The 17,939-nt window shown below is 71.7% G+C and carries 15 protein-coding genes and 1 pseudogene; 5 read left to right on the top strand and 11 right to left on the bottom strand.

The window, feature by feature from the left end; all coding sequences use genetic code 11:
- Positions 1–13 precede the first annotated feature (13 nt).
- Positions 14–957 (bottom strand): annotated as a pseudogene (locus tag ACWC09_RS19635) (anhydro-N-acetylmuramic acid kinase).
- 383 nt (positions 958–1,340) lie between these two features.
- Between ACWC09_RS19635 and ACWC09_RS19630 the strand changes: the two are divergent.
- Entirely contained in the window at positions 1,341–4,022 is a 2,682-nt protein-coding gene (locus tag ACWC09_RS19630) for an ATP-binding protein (protein ID WP_450851814.1), read from the top strand.
- 73 nt (positions 4,023–4,095) lie between these two features.
- Here the strand turns inward: ACWC09_RS19630 and ACWC09_RS19625 are convergent, their stop codons facing one another.
- The 8 genes from ACWC09_RS19625 to ACWC09_RS19590 form a co-directional block, all read right to left on the bottom strand.
- Positions 4,096–4,887: an SDR family NAD(P)-dependent oxidoreductase gene (locus ACWC09_RS19625; RefSeq protein ID WP_450851813.1), complete on the bottom strand. Its 792-nt coding sequence runs from the start codon at positions 4,885–4,887 to the stop codon at positions 4,096–4,098.
- Positions 4,888–4,951: 64 nt separating this feature from the next.
- Entirely contained in the window at positions 4,952–6,073 is a 1,122-nt protein-coding gene (pcaDC, locus tag ACWC09_RS19620; protein ID WP_450851812.1) for a bifunctional 3-oxoadipate enol-lactonase/4-carboxymuconolactone decarboxylase PcaDC, read from the bottom strand.
- Positions 6,070–7,404, bottom strand: a complete 1,335-nt coding sequence (gene pcaB, locus ACWC09_RS19615; RefSeq protein ID WP_450851811.1) for a 3-carboxy-cis,cis-muconate cycloisomerase — start codon at positions 7,402–7,404, stop codon at positions 6,070–6,072. Before pcaB ends, pcaDC begins: the two co-directional genes overlap by 4 nt.
- Positions 7,401–8,006 (bottom strand): protocatechuate 3,4-dioxygenase subunit alpha, encoded by a 606-nt coding sequence (gene pcaG, locus ACWC09_RS19610; protein ID WP_450851810.1) that lies wholly within the window; start codon positions 8,004–8,006, stop codon positions 7,401–7,403. Before pcaG ends, pcaB begins: the two co-directional genes overlap by 4 nt.
- Positions 8,007–8,012: 6 nt before the next feature.
- On the bottom strand, positions 8,013–8,786 hold the full coding sequence (gene pcaH, locus ACWC09_RS19605; protein ID WP_450851809.1) for a protocatechuate 3,4-dioxygenase subunit beta: 774 nt from the start codon (positions 8,784–8,786) through the stop codon (positions 8,013–8,015).
- Positions 8,787–8,803: 17 nt separating this feature from the next.
- A complete protein-coding gene (locus ACWC09_RS19600) occupies positions 8,804–10,006 on the bottom strand; it encodes a thiolase family protein (protein WP_450851808.1) in 1,203 nt (400 codons plus the stop codon).
- Positions 10,003–10,647 (bottom strand): CoA transferase subunit B, encoded by a 645-nt coding sequence (locus ACWC09_RS19595; RefSeq protein WP_450851807.1) that lies wholly within the window; start codon positions 10,645–10,647, stop codon positions 10,003–10,005. Before ACWC09_RS19595 ends, ACWC09_RS19600 begins: the two co-directional genes overlap by 4 nt.
- Positions 10,647–11,402 carry a CoA transferase subunit A gene (locus ACWC09_RS19590; RefSeq protein WP_450851806.1) on the bottom strand — a complete coding sequence of 252 codons (756 nt, stop codon included), beginning with the start codon at positions 11,400–11,402 and terminating at the stop codon, positions 10,647–10,649. The genes ACWC09_RS19595 and ACWC09_RS19590 overlap by 1 nt, the downstream gene beginning before the upstream one ends.
- A 212-nt stretch (positions 11,403–11,614) precedes the next feature.
- On the opposite strand from ACWC09_RS19590, the gene ACWC09_RS19585 reads away from it, so the two are divergent.
- Positions 11,615–12,079 carry a MarR family winged helix-turn-helix transcriptional regulator gene (locus ACWC09_RS19585; protein WP_450851805.1) on the top strand — a complete coding sequence of 155 codons (465 nt, stop codon included), beginning with the start codon at positions 11,615–11,617 and terminating at the stop codon, positions 12,077–12,079.
- 16 nt (positions 12,080–12,095) lie between these two features.
- Here the strand turns inward: ACWC09_RS19585 and ACWC09_RS19580 are convergent, their stop codons facing one another.
- Entirely contained in the window at positions 12,096–13,076 is a 981-nt protein-coding gene (locus ACWC09_RS19580; protein WP_450851804.1) for a DUF3048 domain-containing protein, read from the bottom strand.
- Between the two features lie 220 nt (positions 13,077–13,296).
- Here ACWC09_RS19580 and ACWC09_RS19575 point away from each other — a divergent pair, with 220 nt between their 5' ends.
- Positions 13,297–14,487 carry a zinc-dependent alcohol dehydrogenase gene (locus tag ACWC09_RS19575; protein WP_450851803.1) on the top strand — a complete coding sequence of 397 codons (1,191 nt, stop codon included), beginning with the start codon at positions 13,297–13,299 and terminating at the stop codon, positions 14,485–14,487.
- A 1-nt stretch (position 14,488) separates the two neighbouring features.
- Here ACWC09_RS19575 and ACWC09_RS19570 read toward each other — a convergent pair whose 3' ends face one another.
- Positions 14,489–15,556, bottom strand: coding sequence for an ATP-dependent DNA ligase (locus ACWC09_RS19570; protein ID WP_450851802.1), 1,068 nt, complete (start codon positions 15,554–15,556; stop codon positions 14,489–14,491).
- Between the two features lie 74 nt (positions 15,557–15,630).
- On the opposite strand from ACWC09_RS19570, the gene ligD reads away from it, so the two are divergent.
- The gene (gene ligD / locus ACWC09_RS19565) at positions 15,631–16,689 is read left to right on the top strand and encodes a non-homologous end-joining DNA ligase (protein ID WP_450851801.1); all 1,059 of its coding nucleotides are present in this window, start codon (positions 15,631–15,633) and stop codon (positions 16,687–16,689) included.
- 195 nt (positions 16,690–16,884) lie between these two features.
- Entirely contained in the window at positions 16,885–17,928 is a 1,044-nt protein-coding gene (locus tag ACWC09_RS19560; RefSeq protein WP_450851800.1) for a LacI family DNA-binding transcriptional regulator, read from the top strand.
- Positions 17,929–17,939: the final 11 nt, after the last annotated feature.

Genomic DNA, 17,939 nt, shown 5'->3' with positions numbered 1-17,939 from the left:
GAGGATCCGGACTTCAGGCCACGACCATCCGGTACGGGGGCCTCCCGCCCGGCGTCGGCAACCGCAGTCCGCCCCGTCCGGGCGTCACCGAGCCCGGCACGCTCGGGTGCCGCGCCCCGGTGCTCACGGGCACGGTCCCCGGCAGGCCGTGCCAGGTCAGGAACCCGAGCACGGCGAAGGCGTACGCCTCCTTCGCGGCCGAGGCCAGGCCGAGCGCGTCGGAGGTCGCACCGCGACCCCGGGCAGCCGCTCGCCCGGCATCCCCATGATCACCGGGTTCCGGGTGCCGCCCCCGGAGGCGATCACCTCCGTCGCCCCGAGGACGAGCACCGCGGCCGCCACCGTGCGGGCGGTCAGCATGGTCAGCGTGACGACCACGTCCTCGGCCCTCAGTGTCGTAGTACGGCTCCTGCGACAGCCGCTCCGGCAACGGCTCGTGGACGCCGCCCCGACCGGCGGGCGCCCCGTCGACGTCGTAGGAGAGCCGCCCGCCGCCGAACCCCCGCGCCGCCGCGTCGATCAGCGCGCACGCCGGTCCGGCGCCGAAGGCGGTGCCGTCGGGGGCGGTGACGTGGGCGGTGCCGCCGAGGGCGACGGGCCGGCCCGGGCAGCCGCGCAGCAACAGCGGGTCGACCAGGCTGACCCGGGCCGCGCCCTGGCCGCCGGCGGTGATGTCCCGGGGCCGGAAGTCGGCGACCACCGGCAGCGCGGGCGCCTCGGCGATCCAGGCGGGCCGGCCGAGCTGCAGCGTCCCGTCCACCTTGCCGGCGTCCGTCCAGTGGTAGACGGTCTGCCCGTGCGAGGGCACCAACTCGGCCTCACCGCCGCACAGTCCGCGGTCCGCCCGCACCGCGGCCGCCGCGAAGGTCTGCCCGATCGCCGTGTCTGCCGGCACACCTCGGCCGCCCCGTCGATGGCGTCGTACGACGTGCGCGACATCAGGCCGATGACCCGCATCCGGTCAACTCGCTTTGTGCTTCACGGTTTCCGGGATGACGAGCCCGGCACAGCCCGAGAACAGGACGGTCACGCTGCACGAGACCGCCTCCGCACCACCGAACTCCCCACCCACGCACACTCCCTGAAGCACCCTCAGAAACGCGCTCCGTAGCGCAGACAACTCCCGCGTGTCCCTGCGTTGTCCGAAAAACACCGTCATTTCAGCGCCTTTTGACTGACCGTTGGCTTCGCACCGGCAGGTCACGGCCGCTCCGCGTCGACTGCCCGCACTCGCTGTCACCCATCACGGCAACAGCTGCCCTCACCGGCCTCCACTTCCGCGATCGGGCCGCTACGCTCGAGATCTGTACGTCGTTCGGGCGACTTGGGGAGGTAGCGGGATGACGGAGGCACGGCCCACGGAGGCCGCTTCGGCTTCCCTGCGGGAGCGCGAAGCGGAAGTCGACGCCATCGTGCAGGCGATCGACAGCCTGGGCGCCGACCGCTCGTCCTCGGGCAGCCTGCTGATGATCCGGGGCGAGGCGGGACTCGGAAAGACCGCCCTGCTGGCCGAGACCCGCCGTATCGCCGAGGCCGGCAACTGCACGGTCTGGTCGGCACGCGGCGCCGAGACCCTGAGGTCGGTCCCCTTCAACGTGGTGCGCCAGCTGCTGCAGCCCGCACTGGTGTCGCTGATGCCGGAGGAGGCGCGCGAGTACCTCGGCGACTGGTACGACGTCGCGGGCCCCGCCCTCGGCATCACCGAGCCCGGCGAGCGCCAGGCCGACCCCCAGGGCGTGTGCGACGGCCTGGTCGCCGCCGTACGCAGGCTCGCCCGGCGCGACTATCCGCTGGTGCTGCTGATCGACGACGCGCACTGGGCCGACCAGGAGACCCTGCGCTGGCTCGCCGCGTTCGCCGAGCGGCTCGACGACCTCTCCGTCCTGGTCGTCGTGGCCCGGCGCCCCGGCGAGGTCAGCGGCGAGAGCGCCCGCCTCCTCGATGCCATCGCCGCGGCCTCGAGCACCCCGCACACCGTCCTCAGCGCCCTCACCCCGGGCGCCACCGCCGAACTCACCCGCGCCAGGCTCGGCGCGCACGCCGACGACCCGTTCTGCCGCGAGGTGTGGGCCGTCACCGGTGGCAACCCGTACGAGACCGTCGAACTCCTCGCCAAGGTGCTGGACAGCGAGCTGGAGCCGACCGAGGGCGCGGCCGCCGAACTGCGCGCCCTCAACCGCTCGGCCCGCGGCGGCGGACTCGTCGCCCGCCTGGAGGAACTCGGCATCGAGGCCACCCGGTTCGCCTGGGCGGCCGCCATCCTCGGCACCGACATCTCCGTCCGGCTGGTGGCCAAGCTGGCGACCATGGAGCACGACGAGGCGCTGCGCTGTGTCGAGCTGCTGAAGGACGCCCGCATCCTCACCGCGCCCGATCCGGCCGCCGGCCGGGTCGGCGAGGGCGACCTGGAGTTCGTCCACCCGCTGATCGCGTCCGCCGTCTACAACTCCATACCCGACGCCCTGCGCACCGCCATGCACGGCATCGCCGCCCAGGTCATCACCGACTCCGGGCGCGGCGCGGCCATGGCCTCCCGGCACCTGCTCAAGGTGCATCCGGACGACGACGAGGAACTCGTCGAGCAGCTGCGCGAGGCGGCCCGCGAACACCTCGCCGTCGGCGCCCCGGACGCGGCCCGCCGCTGCCTGGAGCGCGCACTGCTGGAACCGCCGACCCCGGACGTCCACGCGCACCTCCTCTACGAACTCGGCTGCGCCACCCTGCTCACGGCACCCGCCACCACCATCGACCATCTCCAGTCCGCGCTCGGCATGCCCGGCCTGGACGGGGACGCGCGCGTGGACGCCGTCTTCCGCCTCTCCACCGCCCTCCTCCACAACGACCAGCTGGAGGAGGCCGTCCGCACGGTCGAGGCCGAGGCCGCCCGGCACGAGGACGGCCCGGCGAAGCTGCGGTTGACGGCGGTGCGGTTCATGTGGGAGGGCATCGCCGGCGAGGCCGTCTCCCCGGGTCGCTCCGAGCGCCTCGCCGCACTCGCGCAGACCTGCACCGGCCGCGACAACTCCGAGCGTGCGGTGCTCATGCTGCGCGGCTTCGACGCCCTGATCCACGGGGAGAACGCCGAGGAGGTCGTCGAGTACTGCGACCGCTCCCTCGTCAACGGCCGCCTCGCCCCGGGGCTCGGCTGGACCGACACCGAGTGGGGCATCGAACTGCTGCTGATGCTCGCCAGCTCCTACGCCCACACCGACCGCCTCGATCGCGCGGAGAGCCTGTGCACCGAGGCGCTGCGCGCCTATGAGCAGGCCGGCTGGAGCGGCGGCCATCTCGTCCTGGCCCACGCGTACGTCGGGCTCGCCCATCGCCGGCGCGGACGGCTGCGGGAGGCGGAGACCTCGCTGCGGGAGTCGCTGCGGCTCGCCGAACGGGTCGGGCGCGGGCTGCCGTTGTACTGGACCGTGACCTGCAACCTCGTCGACACGCTGCTCGCCCGGGGCCATGCCCAAGAGGCCTGGGAGATCGCCGAGGAGTACGACTTCGCGCCGCCCTATCCGTCCACCATCGTGATGCCCGACGTGCGGACCGTGCGCGGGCGGCTGCTGCTCGCCGTCGGGCGCACCAAGGACGGCATCAACGAGCTGGAGGAGGCCGAGAAGGCGGCGGCCGCGCGGGGGCATCACAACCCGGTGGTCGTGACCTGGGCTCTCGACCTTGCTCGGGCGCTTGCCGTGGACGATCCGGGGCGGGCGGCCCGGCTGGCCGCGGAGGCTCGGCGACAGGCCGAGAGGTTCGGTACGGACACGGCCATCGGTGAGGCGTTGCGGTGTGCGGCGGCGTTGGAGACCGGACAGCGGGCCGTGCGGTTGGCCGCGCAGGCTGTGGCGTATCTGGAGGCGTCGCCCTGCCAGTACGAGCATGCGGCGGCCCGGGTGGAGTACGGGATCGCGGCGCGGTCGGTTGCCGAGTTGAATCGGGGGCTTGCGCTGGCACGGTCGTGTGGGGCCGACGGATTGGTGACGCAGGCTCGGGAAGTACTGGAGACGGGGCGAGGGCTGCGCTGACGAGCTCGCTTCGCGGCTGGTCGTGCCCACGCGGCGGAGCCGCACGACGACGCAGCCCCGCGCCCCTGAAAACCTACAGTGCGAGGAGTTGGTCAGTGACCGCTGAGAGTCGTTTCTGTACCTCGGGGTCGTACGTCGACTCGTGGGCCCGTGAGGGAGTCGTGCCGTCGAAATAGCCGCCCGTACCCAAGTCCTGGACCGCCAGGGCCAGCACACCGGGCGCGCCATCCGCCACCGTGTTCCACGGGGTCACACCACCCTCCCTCACCATCGCCGTGTCCATGAACGTCGCGGGATGCAGGACGTTCACCGAGACACCGGTGTCCGCCAACTCCTCGGCCAGGGCGAAGGTGTGGGCCGCCAGGGCGAACTTGGCTCGGCGGTAGGCCGCGAAGCCGTCGTAGGCGCGCCTGAATTCGATGTCGTCGAAGTCCACCGGGTCCTGGCCCACCGAGCCCACGTTGACGATGCGGGACGGAGTGTTCGCGCGGAGGGTCGGCAGCAGGGTGTGCGTCAGCACCACCGGGGCCAAGTAGTTGACGGCCAGGCGGAGTTCGTGGCCGTCGGCGCTCAGTTCGCGGGATGCGCCGGGGGCGCCGGCGCCGACGCCCGCGTTGTTGATCAGGACGTCGAGGTCGGGGTGTGCGTCGGCCACATGGGCGCCCAGTTCGCGTACTTGGGACAGTGCGGCCAGGTCGGCGGTGAAGCCCTCGGCGTCGCCCTCGGTGCGCAGCTCCTCGACGAGTTGCTCCGTGCGGCGCGGGTCGCGGCCGTGGGCCAGGACGACATGGCCGGAGCGGACCAGCTCGAAGGCCACATAGCGGCCGAGGCCGGAGGTGGCGCCGGTGATGAGAATCGTGGACATGCCTCCACCGTAGGCACGCGGTGGAGGCATGTGCGAGGTGCTGCTGGAGCTACGACCAGCAGGGTCACCCTTCTGCTTCTTCGGCCAGGACGCGTTGCGCCGTCGCGAACGCCGAGTTCGCGGCCGGGACCCCGCAGTACACGGCCGTCTGCAGCAGTACCGCGCCGATCTCGTCCGGTGTGAGGCCGTTGCGCCGGGCCGCGCGGACGTGCATGGCCAGCTCGTCGTAGTGGCCGTGGGCCACCAGCGCGGTCAGTGTGATCATGCTGCGCTCGCGGCGCGTCAGCGTCGGGTCGGTCCAGATCTCGCCCCAGGCGTAGCGCGAGATGAAGTCCTGGAAGCGTGCCGTGAACGGGGACTGGCGGGACTGCGCCCGGTCGACGTGTGCGTCGCCGAGTACCTCGCGCCGGACCTCCATGCCGAACGGTGCGCCTGCGCCGAGGTGGGCGCGCAGGGCCGTCAGCACCGCCTGCGGGCACTGTGCGGGGGCGAGGTGCGGGGCGCCCGGCAGCTCGACGAGCGTGGCGCCGGGGACGGCGTCCGCGATCTCCCGCAGATGCGGGGGCGGGGTGGCCCGGTCCTCGCGCCCGGCGATGAGCAGGGTGCGGACGGAGATCTCGGGGAGCCGGTCCCGCAGGTCGAAGGCGGCCAGGGCGTCACAGCAGGCGGCGTACGCCTCGGGGTCCGCGTTCGCCTGGTCGTCGAGCAGCTTCGGGTCGGTGAAACCGGCGCTGAACCAGCGCGCCGGGGTGCTCTCCACGAGCCACTCCATCCCTTCCCGCCGCACCCGCTCGGCCCGTTCCTCCCACGGCTTCGAGCCGTTGAAGTGAGACGACGAGCAGATCGCGGCCAGGGAGGAGACCCGGTCCGGGTGGTGCAGGGCCAGATGCAGACCGACCGCTCCGCCCAGCGACACGCCCGCGTAGGCGAACCGGTCGACGCCGAGCGAGTCGGCGAGTTCGAGCACCAGGTCGGCGAGGTCCCCCACCGTGGCGCCGGGGCCGATCAGGTCGGGGGCGGAGCCGCCGTGGCCCGGCAGGTCCCAGCGGATCACTCGGTGGGTGATGGACAGCTCGGGCGCCACCTTGTCCCACAGGGCGTACGACGTCCCGAGTGAGGGGCCGAGGAACAGCACGGGCGCGGACGTGGGCCCTTCGGCGCGGTGGTTGAGGAGTGTGGCGGTCAACGTCGCTCCAGGGCACGGTCGGTGAGGGTGGCTGCGGCGCCCGTGTAGCGGGCCGGGTCGGTGAGCTCGTCGAGGTCGACGTCCTTCAACTCGGGCTCCTCGGCGAGGAGTTGGCCCAGGGGGCGGCCCTCGGAGTAGGTGCGCTTGGCCAGCTCCGTCAGCAGGGACTTGGCGCGAGCCCGTCCGAGCACCGTGGCCAGCTCGGCGGAGAGCCGCTCCGAGACGATCAACCCGTGGGTGAGGCCGAGGTGTTCCCGCATGGCGTCGGCGTGGACCCGTAGGCCCTCGGTGAGTTCGGCGGCGTCCCGGGCGGCGCCACCGACCAGGCGCAGCAGGTCGCGCAGTGGCTCCCACTCGGCATGCCAGGCTCCCGCCGGCCGCTCGTCCTCCGCGGACAGGGCGCCGTACAGCGTGGCCGCCAGCTGCGGCGCCCTGCGCGCGGCGGCCGCGACGAGTGTGGAGCGTACGGGATTCGCCTTGTGCGGCATGGCCGACGAGCCGCCGCCGTTGCCCTCCGCGACCTCGGCGATCTCCGTGCGGCCGAGGACGAGTACGTCCGTCGCGAGCTTGCCCAGCGCCCCGGCCGTGAAGGCCAGGCAGCCGGCGAGATCGGCGATCGGCGTGCGGAGGGTGTGCCAGGGCAGCGACGGCACGGCGAGGCCGAGTCGATGGGCGAAGGCCGCCGTGAGGGCCTCGGTGTTCCGGGCGCCGTACGCCGTGAAAGCCGCCAATGTCCCGGCGGCGCCGCCGAGTTGGGCGGGCAGCCCGTCCCGTACCTCGATGACCCGGTCCCGGGCGTCGAGCACCAGCGAACGCCAGCCGGCCGCCTTCAGCCCGAAGGTCGTCGGTACGGCGTGCTGGGTGAGCGTCCGGCCCGGCATCGCGGTGTCGCGATGCTCGGCGGCCAGGCGGGCCAGCGCCCGCTCGGTGCGGGCGAGATCGGCGAGGATCAGCTCCAGGGTGCGGACGGCGACCAGCATCGTGGCCGTGTCCATGATGTCCTGGCTGGTCGCGCCCCGGTGGACGTAGGGGCCGTACTCCTCGCCGACGGCCTTCGTCAGATCGGCGACCAGCGGGATGACCGGGTTGCCGCCGCCGCGGGCCCGCTCGGCGAGGGAGCGTACGTCGAAACGGGCGGCGTCGGCCGCCTCGGTGACCGCGGTCGCCGCCTCGGCCGGGGCGAGGTCCCGGGCGGCCTGGGCCTGGGTGAGCGCCGCCTCCGCGTCGAGCAGGGCCTGGAGGTAGGCCGTGTCGGAGGTCGCGGAGGCGGCGGGGGAGCCTGCCCACCCGGGGGCGAGCAGGCCGGTGTCGTCGGGATCGACAGAAGTCACTGGAACTCCAGGAAGACCGTCTCGCCTTCGCCCTGAAGGCGGATGTCGAAACGGTAGGTGCTGTTGCCCTCGTCCTTGGCGACCAGCGTGTCGCGGCGCGCCTCGTCCAGCCGGGCGAGCAGCGGGTCGGCCGCGAGTGCCGCCTCGTCGCCCGGCAGGTAGATACGGGTGAAGAGGTGGACGAGCAGGCCGCGCGCGAACACGCACACGCTGATGTACGGCGCGCTCTGCCCGCGTGCGCCAGGCCGCAGCGTACGGGCGTACCAGTGGCCGTTGGCGTCGGTCTGGATGCGGCCCCAGCCGGTGAACTCCACGCCGTTGCGGCCCAGGTAGTCACCGGACGCCGGGTCGCGGCGGATGGAGCCGTCGGTGGTGGACACATTGCCGTCGGGGTCGGCGCCCCACAGTTCCACGAAGGCGTCGGGCAGCGGGTTGCCCTCGCCGTCGAGGATGTAGCCGCGGATCGTGACGGTGTCGGGGTGGCCGAGCGGCGCGATGTCCTCGCCGCCAAGGAAGGGCAGTGCGTAGCCGTAGAACGGGCCCACCGTGTGCGACGGCGTGGGCAGGACGGTCTCCGGCCGGCTGGTGTCGATCTTCGTCATGGCAGGTCAGCGTCCTTCTTCGATCCAGGTGGCGTTCGGGCCGTCCAGCACGATGTCCCACTGGTAGCCCATCGAGAACTCCGGCACGGACAGGCTGTGGTCGTACGTGGCGACCAGCCGCTGCCGCGCCGCGTCGTCCGTCACCGACTGGATGATCGGGTCGTACGGGAACAGCGGGTCGCTCGGGAAGTACATCTGTGTCACGAGCCGCTGGGTGAACGCCGTGCCGAACATCGAGAAGTGGATGTGGGCGGGGCGCCAGGCGTTGACGTGGTTGCGCCAGGGGTAGGGGCCCGGCTGGATGGTCGTGAAGTGGTACTGGCCCTCGGCGTCGGTGATCGTGCGGCCGACGCCCGTGAAGTTCGGGTCCAGCGGGGCGTCGTGCTGCTCACGCTGATGGGCGTAGCGGCCGGCCGAGTTGGCCTGCCAGATCTCGATCAACTGGCCGCGGATCGGGCGGCCGGCGCGGTCGAGGAGCCTGCCGGAGACGGTGATGCGCTCGCCGACCGGCTCGCCGGTGTGCTGCCGGGTGAGGTCGTTGTCGATGTCGGTGATGTCGCGCTCGCCGAAGGCGGGGGAGTGCAGCTCCACCAGCTCCGGATCCTTGCTGACGTCGATGGAGATGGGCGGCTGCTGGGGGTGGCGCAGGACCGAGGAGCGGTACGGGGCGTAGTCGCGGCGCGGGTGGTGCTCCACGGGGGCGCCGTCGGCGACACGCTTCTCGTAGGCGGCGTGTTCGGCCGCGATCTCCTGGTCGATGTCGTGCTGCGTGAGAGTCATGGGATACCTCGGGGGTCTTAACGTTCGAGGACGAGGGCGAGGCCCTGGCCGACGCCGATGCAGAGGGTGGCGACGCCAACGCCCGTGCCCTTGCGGGCGAGTTGGTGGGCGACGGTGCCGGCGAGGCGGGCACCGGAGGCGCCCAGCGGGTGGCCCAGGGCGATGGCACCGCCCTGCGGGTTGAGGATGGCCGGGTCGAACTCGGGCCACTCGGCGACGCAGCCGAGTACCTGGGCGGCGAAGGCCTCGTTCAGCTCCAGGACCGACAGATCGTCAAATCCCTTGCCGGCCTTGGCCAGAGCGCGGTTGACGGCCTCGACGGGCGCGAGTCCGAAGTACTGCGGGTCGACGGCGTGCACGCCGGTCGCCGAGACGCGGGCCAGGGGTTCGCGGCCGATGGCCCTCAGGCCCTCCTCGTCGACCAGGAGCAGGGCGGCGGCGCCGTCGTTGAGCGGGGAGGCGTTGCCTGCCGTGACCGTGCCGTTCTCCTTGCGGAAGGACGGCTTGAGCCTCCCCATCGCCGCCAGGGAGGCGTCCGCGCGGACGGACTCGTCGGCGGCGAAGAGGACCGGGTCGCCCTTGCGCTGCGGGATCGACACCGGCGCCAGCTCCGGGTCGAACAGGCCCTGTTGCCGGGCGGCGGCCGCCTTCTGGTGGGAGGCGAGCGCGAACTCGTCCTGCTGCTCGCGGCTGATCTTGTGTTTCTCGGCGATCAGCTCGGCCGACTCGCCCAGCGGGATGGTCCACTGCGGGTTCATCGCCGGGTTGACCATGCGCCAGCCCAGCGTGGTGGAGTACAGCTCGGTGTGGGCGGCGGGGAAGGGTTTGTCGTTCTTGGGAAGGACGTAGGGGGCGCGGGTCATGGACTCCACACCGCCCGCCACGGCGATGTGGGCGTCGCCCACCGCGATCGCGCGGGCCGCCTGGACGACCGCCTCCAGGCCGGAGGCGCACAGCCGGTTGACCGTCACCCCGGGAACCGAGGTCGGCAGGCCCGCGAGCAGTGCGGCCATGCGGGCGACGTTGCGGTTCTCCTCGCCGGCGCCGTTGGCGTTGCCGAAGTAGACGTCCTCGATCCGGGCCGGGTCCAAGTCCGGCGTACGGGCGAGGAGTTCACGGATCGCGTGGGCGGCGAGGTCGTCCGGGCGCACCGGGGCGAGGCCGCCGTTGTAGCGGCCGATCGGGGAGCGGACGGCATCGACGATGTACACCGTGTTCACAGCAGGTCCTTGGCGACGGTCAGTTCGGCGGCGGTCTTGGCGATGACCTCGTCCACGGCCACCCCGGGCGCGACCTCGGTCAGCACCAGCCCGTCGGGTGTCACGTCGATCACGCCCAGGTCGGTGATGACTCGGTTCACACACGCTTTGCCGGTGAGCGGCAGCGCGCACTCCTCAAGGATCTTCGCCGAGCCGTCCTTGGCGGTGTGGGTCATCACCACGATGACCGTACGGGCTCCGTGCACCAGGTCCATGGCACCGCCGATCCCGGTGATCAGCTTGCCCGGGATGGCCCAGTTGGCCAGGTCACCGCCCGCGGACACCTGCATCGCACCGAGCACCGCGACATCGATGTGCCCGCCCCTGATCATCGAGAAGGACAGCGCCGAGTCGAAGAACGAGGCGCCGGGCAGGACCGTGACGGTCTCCTTGCCCGCGTTGATCAGATCCGGGTCGACCGCGTCCTCGGCCGGATAGGGTCCGGTGCCCAGGATGCCGTTCTCCGACTCCAGGATCACCTCCACCCCCTCCGGGAGGTAGTTCGGGATCAGCGTTGGCAGGCCGATGCCGAGGTTGACGTACTGCCCGTCCTCCAGCTCGCGCGCCGCCCGCGCGGCCATCTCCTCACGACTCCAGGCCATCAGCTGCTCACCGTCCGCTGCTCGATCCTCTTGTCCGACGCCTGCTGGGCCGTCAGCGCGACCACCCGCTGCACGAAGATCCCCGGCAGATGCACCGCGTCCGGGTCGATCTCACCGGGCTCGACGAGTTCCTCGACCTCGGCGATCGTCACCCGCCCGGCCATCGCGGCCAGCGGGTTGAAGTTCCGGGTGGACTTGTTGAAGACCAGATTGCCGTGCCGGTCCCCCTTCGCCGCCCGCACCAGCGCGAAGTCGGTCCGGATGCCCCGCTCCAGCACGTACTCGGTGCCGTCGAACTCCCGCACCTCCTTCGGCGGCGAGGCCAGCGCGACCCCGCCCTCCCCGTCGTAGCGCCACGGCAGCCCGCCGTCGGCGACCTGCGTGCCCACCCCGGCGGGCGTGAAGAACGCCGGAATCCCGGCCCCGCCGGCCCGCAGCCGCTCGGCCAGCGTGCCCTGCGGGATCAGCTCCACCTCCAGCTCACCGGCCAGGTACTGCCGGGCGAACTCCTTGTTCGCCCCGATGTAGGAGCCGGTCACCCGGGCGATCCGTCCGGCGGCGAGCAGTACGGCCAGCCCGGTCTCCATCGCCCCGCAGTTGTTGGAGACGACGCTCAGACCGCTGACCTCGCGCTCGTACAACGCCCCGATCAGCACGTTCGGCACACCGCTCAGCCCGAAACCGCCCACCGCGAGCGATGCGCCGTCCGGCACATCGGCCACCGCCTCAGCGGCTGTGGCGACCACCTTGTCCATGCGTGAAGCCCCATCCCGTCCGAGCGCCCGGTCATGAATTAATCAGGGCACTGAGCATTTCGGTGACGTTTCCTTCACGCTGCCACCGGAAGCCTCCAGCGTCAAGACCCTGGCGAAGTACATGGTCAGGAGGCCGTGCACGGCCGCAGACAAGTGAGCGAACGGACCGGTATCGTTCAGTGCACCAACGAATTCGACCTCGGGGAGCGCACATGGCCGCGGTGGACCTCACCACCCACCCCGGGCACCTGGCCCGGCGACTGCAGCAGGCCCACCACCTGCTGTGGAACACGATGGTCTCGGAGGAGATCACCTCGCCGCAGTTCGCGGTCCTCAACGCGCTCGTCGCCGAGCCGGGCCTGGACCAGCGCACGGTGGGGGAGCGGGTGGGGCTCGACCGTTCCACGATCGCCGAGGTGATCAGCCGGCTCGGCAGGCGCGGGCTGCTGGACAAGGTGCGCGACCCGCAGGACGGCCGCCGCTTCCTGCTGCGGCTGACGGACGACGGCGTGCGCACCCATCGCAAGCTGACCGTGCGCACGGCCCGGATGAACCAGGTCTTCCTGGCCCCGCTGTCCGCCACCGAGCAGACGGTGTTCTTCGAGCTCATCCAGCGTGTCGCGGACGCCGCCGAGGGGCTCCGCAACCCTGCGGAACCCCTCGTCGCGCAGAACTGACACCCACCCGGCGGCCTCAGGACGCCTTGGCGAACACGACCCACACCTGGCCCTTCGCGAAGTTCACGGGCGAGCCGTCCTTCGTCGTGAAGGCCGTGCCGTCCGTGGCCTTCCCACGCTTCCAGTCGACGTCGTAGACCTTTCCGTCGCGCAGCACCTCGGCCTTCCCGGAGCCGACCGTCTGGGTGTACGGCGTGTTGTTGCCGAGGAAGTCGTGGAAGGCGGACTTGCGGATCTTCACGTACTGCACGACGACGGTCGCCGGTGTCACCCGTTTGCCGTCGGTCGTCACCGTCGGTGTGCCGTCCATGGCGACCAGCCAGCGGTGCAGGCTCGCGGACCAGGTGAAGGTGAAGCGGGCGGACGGATAGCGGACGGTGGTCGAGGTGTCCCGCTTGCCGCCGTCGGGTGCGTCGCCGTAGCGAAAACCGTTCGTGAGGGCGCCCGCGCCGGGGGCGGAGGACATCAGGCGGTTGGGGCGCAGGTAGAGGTTGTGCGGGGCGGGGTTGCCGGTGCCGCGGAACCAGGCGGCGGAAACCTTGCCGGCCGGCTCCGCCGTCAGCGGCGCCTTCTCGATCAGCGGCAGCAGCTTGTGCTGGGCGCCGGAGAAGGCGAGCGTCGGGTCGTCGAACTGGCGCAGCAGCTCCAGGTCGGACTCGCGGGCGCTGCGCACCGGCCCGACGACCTTGGGCAGCCTGCTCGCGTACACCGCCATCAGCCGGCTCAGCCCGCCCTCGACCTGCTCGACGTAGACGACGTCCGCGTCGCGCAGCCCCGTGTGGGGCCGGGCCGCAGGCGAGTTGTCGATCTTCACGGCGAGTACGGGGCCGCTGCTCGCGGTCCCTTCCGGAGTGGCCGTCGGCGGCTGCAGCTGCCCGCGTCCGTCGTCCACCGGGCCGTGCCCGCTGCTGCAGCCCGCCGCCAGCGCCGCCGTCACCGTGGCGGCGAGCAACCCAACCGTCGTAGAGGCGCGTCGCGTGCGTGCCTGCCGTCTCATGCCCACCGTTGGCCACCTATCTCGCGTGTCATTGATTGTGCGCTTATAAGTTCTTTGGTGGCCATACCCGCTCGATTCTGATTGCGCGCGTTCGGCTGGGCCAAACGGCTCCGAACAACCCCGATCGGGCCGGAGCCCGGCGCTTCGGCACGGCACGCCCGGGTACCCGGGCGGCACCGCAGGACAGGACCCACCGAGCCGACGGAGGGAGCGCCACGCGATGAAGGCCGTGACCTGGCAGGGCAAGCGGGATGTGCGGGTGGAGGACGTGCCCGATCCACGGATCCAGGAGCCGACCGACGCGATCGTCCGGATCACGTCGACGGGGCTGTGCGGTTCCGATCTGCATCTGTACGAGGTGCTCACCGCGTTCATGACACCGGGCGACATCCTCGGACACGAACCGATGGGCGTCGTCGAGGAGGTCGGCGCCGGGGTGCCGGACCTCGCGGTGGGCGACCGGGTGGTGGTGCCGTTCCAGATCGCCTGCGGCAACTGCTGGATGTGCCTGACCGGGCTGCCCACCCAGTGCGAGACCACCCAGGTCACCAGCGAGGGCATGGGCGCCGCCCTGTTCGGCTACACCCGGCTCTACGGCGCCGTCCCGGGCGCCCAGGCCGAGTATCTGCGCGTCCCGCAGGCCCAGTTCGGCCCGATCAAGGTCCCCGAGGGGCCACCCGACGACCGCTTCGTCTACCTCTCCGACGTCCTGCCCACCGCCTGGCAGGCGGTGGCCTACGCCGGCATCCCCGAGGGCGGCAGTGTCGCCGTGCTCGGCCTCGGACCGATCGGCGACATGGCCTGCCGGATCGCCCAGGTACGCGGCGCGGAGAGGGTGTTCGGGGTGGACCTGGTGAGCGAGCGGCTGCGCCGGGTGAAGGCGCGCGGTGTGGAGACGTACGACCTCAGGAGCTTCGACAGCGAGAAGGAACTGGTCACCGCGATCCGCGACCGGACGGACGGGCGCGGCCCCGACGCGGTGATCGACGCGGTCGGCACCGAGGCCCACGGCAGCGCCGCCGCCCGTCTCGCCCAGCAGGCTTCGGGCCTGCTGCCCCGCCGACTCGGCGGCCCGCTCGCCGAACGCTTCAGCGTCGACCGGCTCGCCGCCCTGCACACCGCGATCGAGCTGGTGCGCCGCGGCGGCACGCTCTCGCTCGTCGGCGTCTACGGCGGCACGGCCGACCCGCTGCCCCTGCTCACCATGTTCGACAAGCAGATCCAGGTCCGCATGGGCCAGGCCAACGTGCGCCGCTGGACCGACGAGATCCTGCCCCACCTGACGGACGAGGACCGGCTCGGCGTCGACGACTTCGCCACCCACCGGCTGCCGCTCGCGGAAGCACCGCACGCGTACGAGATGTTCCAGAAGAAGCAGGACGGCGCGGTGAAGGTGCTGATGCGGCCCTGAGTCAGGGACTTCCGAGGATCTCGTTCAGGTCATAGCGCACCGGCTCGTCCAGCTGCGCGTACGTGCAGCTCTCCGGCGTCCGGTCCGGTCGCCAGCGCCGGAAGCGGGCCGTGTGCCGAAACCGCGCCCCGTTCTCCATGTGGTCGTACGCCACCTCGGCCACCCGCTCCGGCCGCAGCGGCACCCAGGACAGGTCCTTCTTCCCGGACCAGCGGCTGGGCGCGCCCGGCAGCCGGGCCGTCTCGTGCGCCGCCTCGTCGGACCAGGCCGCCCAGGGATGCCCCTCGGCGTCCTCCGTCCTGAGCGGCTCCAGCTCGTCGACGAGCTCCGCGCGCCGTTTCATGGGGAACGCGGCCGACACGCCCACGTGCTGCAGCCGGCCCCGGTCGTCGTACAGCCCGAGCAGCAGCGAGCCCACGATGGGCCCGCTCTTGTGGAAGCGGTACCCCGCCACGACGACGTCCGCCGTCCGCTCGTGCTTGATCTTGAACATGGCGCGCTCGTCCTGGCGGTAGCGCAGGGTGAGCGGCTTGGCGATGACACCGTCGAGGCCGGCCCCCTCGTACTGCTCGAACCATCCCTGCGCCACCTCGACGTCGGTCGTCGCCGGTGCGAGGTGGACGGGCGCGGTGACCTCGGACAACGCCCGCTCCAGCAGGGCCCGTCGCTCGGTCAGCTCCAGGTCCACGAGCGACTCGTCGGCCAGCGCCAGCAGGTCGAAGGCCACGAACGACGCCGGGGTCCTCTCGGCGAGCATCCGCACCCGGGAGTCCGCCGGGTGGATACGCTCGGTGAGCGCGTCGAAGTCGAGCCGCCCCTCCCGGGCGATCACGATCTCCCCGTCCAGCACGCACCGCTCCGGCACGCGGTCCCGCAGCGCCCCCACCAGCTCCGGAAAGTACCTGGTCAGCGGCTTGCCGGTACGGCTGCCGAGTTCGATCTCGTCCCCGTCCCGGAACACGATCGCCCGGAACCCGTCCCATTTCGCCTCGTACTGCATGCCCGGCGGGATCTTCGCCACCGACTTGGCGAGCATCGGCTTCACGGGCGGCATCACCGGGAGATCCATGCCATCGATTCTGCTCGCATACGTCGCTTGTCGCCCGGTATGCGAGGTTTACCGGCTCTGTCTACCGTGGCCGTATGGGTGAAGCGGTGGAACTGGAAGCGGGCGGCCGCACCGTCCGCCTGTCCAGCCCGGGCAAGGTCTTCTTCCCCGAGCGCGGTTTCACGAAGCTGGACCTCGCTCAGTACTACATCGCCGTGGGCCCCGGCATTCTGCGCGCCCTGCGCGACCGGCCCACCACGCTGGAGCGCTACCCGGAAGGGGTGAACGGCGAGAACTTCTTCCAGAAGCGGGCGCCCAAGAACATGCCCGACTGGATCCCGACCGCCCACATCACCTTCCCCAGCGGCCGCAGCGCCGACGAGATGTGCCCCACCGAGGAGGCCGCCGTCCTGTGGGCCGCCCAGTACGGCACGCTCACCTTCCACCCGTGGCCGGTGCGCCGCGACGACGTGGACCGCCCCGACGAACTCCGCATCGACCTCGACCCGCAGCCCGGCACCGACTACGACGACGCAGTGCGGGCGGCCTTCGAACTCCGGGAGGTACTACGGGAGTTCGGCGGTCTGCGCGGCTTCCCCAAGACCTCCGGCGGTCGCGGCCTGCACGTCTTCGTGCCGATCGAGCCGCGGTGGACCTTCACCCAGGTGCGCCGTGCCGCCATCGCTGTGGGGAGGGAACTGGAGCGCCGGATGCCGGAGCAGGTGACCATCAAGTGGTGGAAGGAGGAAAGGGGCGAAAGGATCTTCGTCGACTACAATCAGACCGCTCGCGACCGCACGATCGCCTCCGCCTACTCCGTACGACCCCGGCCGCACGCCCCCGTCTCGGCGCCGCTGAGCTGGGACGAGGTGGGGATCGCGCACCCGCGGGACTTCGACATCGCGACCATGCCCGCGCGCTTCGCCGAACTCGGGGATGTGCACGCGGACATGGACGACCACCGCTACTCGCTGGAGGCCCTGCTCGAGCTGGCCCGGCGCGACGAACACGACCACGGGCTGGGCGATCTGCCGTACCCGCCCGAGTATCCGAAGATGCCGGGGGAGCCCAAGCGGGTACAGCCGAGCCGGGCGAAGAAGCAGGCGCCCGCGGCCGAGACCGAGGCGCCCCCTCCGGACGCCACAACTCCTTGAGACGGATGTCCCGGTACGTCCAGAGCCACTCCGACATGGGGATGGTCGGGCTCTTCCTGGTGAAGAAGCCGGACGGCACGATTCCGGGGTAAGAGCCGCATGAACGGTAAGAGCCGCATGAACGGTGAGAGCGCTCTCACCTCCCTCACCCACCCGGAGCTATCCTGATCGGCACCTGCCGACTAGGAGCTCCAAGTGACCGACACCGCACCGCGCCCCACGCTGGAGGCCGTGGCTGCCCGGGCCGGCGTGTCGCGGGCCACCGTGTCCCGGGTGGTGAACGGCGGCGACGGGGTGCGTGAGACTCTCGTCGCGCGGGTGCGGCGGGCCGTGGAGGAACTCGGGTACGTGCCGAACCAGGCCGCGCGCAGTCTGGTGACCCGACGGCACGACGCCGTCGCCGTGGTCATCGCCGAACCGGAGACCCGGATCTTCGCCGACCCCTTCTTCGCCCTCCAACTCCGCGGTATCAGCAAGGAGTTGACGGCCCACGACAACCAGCTCGTGCTGCTGCTCACCGAAGGGCGCGACGACCATGCCCGCGTCGGCCGCTATCTCGCCGGCGGGCATGTCGACGGCGCGCTCGTCTTCTCGCTGCACCTCGACGACCCGCTGCCCGGGCTGATCCGGCACGCCGGGGTGCCGACCGTGTTCGGCGGGCGGCCCGGCTGGGGCGAGGGGGAGGGCGGGAGCGGTGCGGTGTATGTCGACAGCGACAACCGGGGTGGGGCACGGGAGGCCGTACGGCATCTCGTCGGCCTCGGGCGCACCCGGATCGCGCACATCACCGGGCCCCTCGACCAGACGTCCGCGGCCGACCGGCTCGACGGCTTCCGGGACGTCATGGGGGACGCCGATCCTGGGTTGGTCGTGGAGAGCGACTTCACGCCGGGCGGTGGGGAGCGGGCGATGCGGCTGCTTCTTGACCGGCGCCCCGATCTGGACGGTGTCTTCGCTGCGAACGACCTCAGTGCGGTGGGGGCGTTGCGGGTGCTGCGCGAGCGGGGGTTGCGGGTGCCGGAGGATGTCGCCGTGATCGGGTTCGACGACATGGTGCCGGTTGCCGAGCAGAGTGAGCCGCCGCTGACCACCGTCCGTCAGGACATTGAGGAGATGGGGCGGTTGATGGCTCGGTTGCTGTTGCGGCGGCTAGGGCATCGCGGCATGGGGGAGGATGAGGGAGGCGCGGCGGGGGGTGTGGTTCTGCCGACGACGTTGGTGCGCCGCGCCTCGGCGTGACAGCTGGAGAA

This window comes from Streptomyces sp. NPDC001617, from assembly GCF_053596855.1.
The sequence above is the reverse complement of the archived record's forward strand: the minus strand, read 5'-3'. Positions and strand labels throughout refer to the sequence as shown.

What these genes read in the sequence shown, in the direction of transcription:
- ACWC09_RS19625 (WP_450851813.1), bottom strand. Translation starts at nt 4,887, where the DNA reads ATGTCCACGATTCTCATCACCGGCGCCACCTCCGGCCTCGGCCGCTAT.
- pcaH (WP_450851809.1), bottom strand. Translation starts at nt 8,786, where the DNA reads ATGACTCTCACGCAGCACGACATCGACCAGGAGATCGCGGCCGAACAC.
- ACWC09_RS19630 (WP_450851814.1), top strand. Translation starts at nt 1,341, where the DNA reads ATGACGGAGGCACGGCCCACGGAGGCCGCTTCGGCTTCCCTGCGGGAG.
- ACWC09_RS19585 (WP_450851805.1), top strand. Translation starts at nt 11,615, where the DNA reads ATGGCCGCGGTGGACCTCACCACCCACCCCGGGCACCTGGCCCGGCGA.
- pcaG (WP_450851810.1), bottom strand. Translation starts at nt 8,006, where the DNA reads ATGACGAAGATCGACACCAGCCGGCCGGAGACCGTCCTGCCCACGCCG.
- ACWC09_RS19580 (WP_450851804.1), bottom strand. Translation starts at nt 13,076, where the DNA reads ATGAGACGGCAGGCACGCACGCGACGCGCCTCTACGACGGTTGGGTTG.
- ligD (WP_450851801.1), top strand. Translation starts at nt 15,631, where the DNA reads ATGGGTGAAGCGGTGGAACTGGAAGCGGGCGGCCGCACCGTCCGCCTG.
- ACWC09_RS19595 (WP_450851807.1), bottom strand. Translation starts at nt 10,647, where the DNA reads ATGGCCTGGAGTCGTGAGGAGATGGCCGCGCGGGCGGCGCGCGAGCTG.
- ACWC09_RS19570 (WP_450851802.1), bottom strand. Translation starts at nt 15,556, where the DNA reads ATGGATCTCCCGGTGATGCCGCCCGTGAAGCCGATGCTCGCCAAGTCG.
- ACWC09_RS19590 (WP_450851806.1), bottom strand. Translation starts at nt 11,402, where the DNA reads ATGGACAAGGTGGTCGCCACAGCCGCTGAGGCGGTGGCCGATGTGCCG.
- ACWC09_RS19575 (WP_450851803.1), top strand. Translation starts at nt 13,297, where the DNA reads ATGAAGGCCGTGACCTGGCAGGGCAAGCGGGATGTGCGGGTGGAGGAC.